General features: G+C 54.2%; 3 protein-coding genes. All 3 read left to right on the top strand.

Features of this window, described 5'->3' with window-relative positions; all coding sequences use genetic code 11:
- Positions 1–199: hypothetical protein (locus tag PHX60_RS15890; protein WP_300079754.1), on the top strand; the 199-nt coding region annotated here is incomplete at its 5' end.
- Positions 200–916: 717 nt separating this feature from the next.
- A complete protein-coding gene (locus PHX60_RS15885; protein WP_300079751.1) occupies positions 917–2,188 on the top strand; it encodes a hypothetical protein in 1,272 nt (423 codons plus the stop codon).
- A 225-nt stretch (positions 2,189–2,413) separates the two neighbouring features.
- The coding region (locus PHX60_RS15880) for an aspartyl protease family protein (RefSeq protein ID WP_300079749.1) at positions 2,414–3,852 on the top strand (1,439 nt) is incomplete at its 3' end.

Genomic DNA, 3,852 nt, shown 5'->3' with positions numbered 1-3,852 from the left:
CTACTCCAAATTGATGCCTAAATGGATTGGCCCATTTCTTGTTGAGCATATGGTTGGCAACGCTGCTGTGAAGCTGAAACTTCCACCTAGCTTGCGCATCCATCACACCTTCCATGTTTCCCTGGTCAAACTGTACAAGGGAGTGCCTGGCGCACAGCATGCACCCTTGTTACCTGTAGTGGGAGTTTCCCTACCTTAACCGCCTGTTGTGACATGCTGTGTTGGACTGGCACATGCTGTACACCCGCTAGTGAACAGCTGCCTAGCGGCCCTGGATATAATAATACCCGATGTATTATTATGATATCTTAGACTGGTTCTAAGATTACGGACTGGCTCCGATGGACAAAGGACAGTATGGGCACCTGTCCAAGGTATCGCATGTGGTCGCCCACCACATGGCGGTTACCGCATACCAGTCAGACAGATTCTGACGATAACTGTGATGGTCACACAGTGGACTGAATAATCGGGGATTGGTTGTCTGATACAACAATGAAGTAGTGAAGAGTAGTTTACTGCTCTGAACTTGTTGGAGGGTCGTACCCTTCCAATCCTCATAACTTTTAGTAGTTAAGTTTACAAAATTACTATTACATTTTGGTATCGTTGCCTAGAGCTATTTAACGCTCTTATTTTTATAGTTCTGGCCTTCTGGTCGGTCGCCCGCCTTCAGCGGTGGACACAAGATTCGGCGGGGGCGGCAACAAAAATAGGCCGCTCTTATCGCACGGGCCGTAGTAGGTGGTAAAAAGTATTTCTTGCTTACTGCCGCTCTTGATCCTTGTGTTTTGACCGGATTGACTCCATGCGGAAGAAGGTCCTCCGCTTTGCTCGGTCTAACGCAAAGTATTCACCTGGAACCCGAATCTTTGCAGTGGCCACTGGGGGCTTGGCCCCTAGACATGCACATGGCGTGCATGGACTTGACCCGTTCTCTCGCCCTGATGACGAGATTGATGAGGAGGAGATGGATGTGGACAAGGAGGAGGAGGTGACCTCGTCGGTTACAACCCCTGCCGCAGCCCCTGAACAACCTGAAGTTGTCGCCGTGGCTGAAGTCCCCGCGGTGCAGACTGCTGCACCAGAAGCCCCGATGGCTATTGCTGCATATCCTCCTGCAGCGCCTGTTGACCTTTCTTCCCTGGCAGCTATTGTTGCCCAGGTGGCTGTCGCTGTGCCTCCCGAGCCGGTCTTGGACAACCGCTCGCTGCAAAACCTCCCACTGTTCCAGCCTACCAAGGCAAAGGTCCCCACTCCTGATGAGGTGGAGGCTTTTTGGGAGCAGTTCATGGTCCGCGCTGGCGTGGAAAAGGTGTTCCTGACGACACCTGTAGCTCTGGACGTCATGTTCACGAGCGCCATGAAGGAGGAGGCTGCCATCTGGTACCTGAACCTGAAGAAGGCCAATAACAGGATACCCCTGGCGGGTGAGGTCCTGAAGACCGCCTTCTTTGAGCGCTGGGCCCCGACGGTCCGGACCACGGTGGGTGAGGCTTACGACCAGCTGCATGCAGGTTCTCTGAAACAGGAGGGCGATTCGGTGGCGAAGTTCAAGGCTAAGTTTGACTCTGCCTTGCTTCCCATCATGCATGAGATTTCTCAGCCCCTGCTTGTCAGAGCATTTGCAAATGGCCTGAACGCGGAGTTGTCTGTAGCTGTGCAGTGCGATGACAATGGCAAGGAGTACACACGCCTGATTGATGTGTACAATGCAGCACTTGGGCATGAACGCAAAATTGCCCGACGCATGCTTCTTAAACGCCCTCCTGCTGTATTGAATGCCATTCAGGGACGCTTTTCTTCACCACCGGCTGGTGGAGCTGGAGCCCGACGCTCTGGTGCGTCCCCCTCGCCTGCAAGGCAGTCCCCGGCCTGGCAGTCGGTGCCTCACCGCCCTGCCCAGAACAACGGCGCTGACCGCCGTGGCCATGGAGGCCATAAGACCACGCGGGGCTTTGATGGCCCCTCGCCCAAGCGATCCAAGGTGGATCCCAAGCTGGAGGGCAGTGGCTGGTTCACGCCAACAGGGCGTGAAATCAACTGGTATGAACAAGAGGGGTACAGACGTAACGGCGTGTGTTTCAATTGCTTTGACCTGACCAGCAAGCATCTGTCTGAGAATTGTCCTCAGCCAAAGCACGCCTTCCCTCGCATTGTGAAGCCCTATCCCAAGAAGAACCCATAGGGGTTTCACCAGACTGTTCTTGGCCAGTCAGCTGGGGGGGTAGTGGGGTTGATAGGTTCTGGGTCTGCCTGGCGCATCCCGAACTTGGTGCTGCAGAGTTTGCTGGACGGTACGGATTTCCCACTGACTGGGCGTACCAGGTCGTTGCCCGATGCAACGAAAACTTTCTCTGCTGTAACACCGTTCTTGGAATTCGACCCCGCAGGCCAATGCAGTTACATTTTTATGCCTTCTTACCCGACAGCAGCGCAGCAAATGTTTATGCATTATGTTGCAGCCAAGCAGCGTCAGCCTGATGCTACTTCTGCTGTGGTGTTTGTTCCTGCTGTTAACGAGTTTTGGTCAAGCAAGTTGTCACATGCAGGTGCCAAGCTGGTGACAATCAAGGACCGTGGTGCACTGAACATTGAGCGACTGGCACTGGGCAATTGGCTGCCACCTGTGTCATCCCCCTGGCCGGTACAGGTATGGGTTGATCCTGCCGTCAAGGCACCCACCCTGTCCCGCCTTGGTGGCTCAAAGCAAACCATGATCTTTGATGGGTGTGTGGATGCTGTGCCTGTACAGTTCCTGGTGGACTCTGGCGCCTCGCATTCATTTGCCTCTGTCACCCTGGCACAGCACATGCACTGGCGCATACACCCCACACTCATGCGGCAGGCAGTGCTGGCAGACAGTGCCAGCACTTGCAGCATTTTGGGTACCGCTAAGGTGAAACTGTCACTTGGGCCCATTACTGTGCGCATGTCTGTGCTGGTGTTGGATACTGCAAACATGGGGTTTGATCTGATTGTGGGTGATGATTTTAACATCAAGCATGGTTCCAAATTGGATTGGACTGCCCGTACACTGACTGTATGTGACCCACACTCACGTGCGCTGCACACTATCCCTGCAGTGTCTGGTGCTGTACCCAGGCCTACCTATGGACCGTCCCTACAGCAGGCTGCTGTACAGTTATCAAGCATAGCTGCTCGGACGTATGGTAGGGCCCTGCTGTGTACACTGCGCACAGTTGCTGGTGATTTGGAGGGCAGCGCACCTGCTGTGCCTGTACCTGCCATGTTGCCTGTTGCAGCACCAGCTGTGCCTAAGGAGGCGCATGTTGCGCCTGCCTCTGTACTGCTGTCTGACCCACAGCCTAAGGAGGACAGAGTGCCTGCTGCACCTGTGCCTGCCACTGTGCATGGCGCACCTGACCCCTGGGTACCTCTTGACCTGCCAGCTGACCTGGACCCAGCGGTAAAAGACCTGCTGTCTGAATTTGGTGATGTTTTTCAGCCTGTACCTGCTGGATTGCCTCCAGACAGAGGTGAAAAGCATTGCATTCCCCTGTTACCCGGTTCCAAACCTGCATACAGGCGCATGCATAGGTTCAGTCCTATGGAGTTGGCTGAGGCCAAGACACAGGTGGGAGAGCTGTTGGAAAAGGGCTGGGTCCAACCCAGTACCTCACCCTACAGTGCCAACGTACTGTTTGTCCCCAAGAAGGATGGTACGGTACGTATGGTATATGATTACAGAGCACTGAATGCTGTGACAGAACGGAATAGATTTCCCCTGCCTAGGATTGATGACCTGTTTGACCAACTGCATGCCGCCATGTATATGACCAGTTTGGATCTGACTGGGGCATACAACCAAATTCGCATTAGGGATGAGGA

Origin of the sequence: Giesbergeria sp. (assembly GCF_028686475.1) — a bacterium.
Lineage (GTDB): Bacteria > Pseudomonadota > Gammaproteobacteria > Burkholderiales > Burkholderiaceae_C > Simplicispira.
The sequence above is the reverse complement of the archived record's forward strand: the minus strand, read 5'-3'. Positions and strand labels throughout refer to the sequence as shown.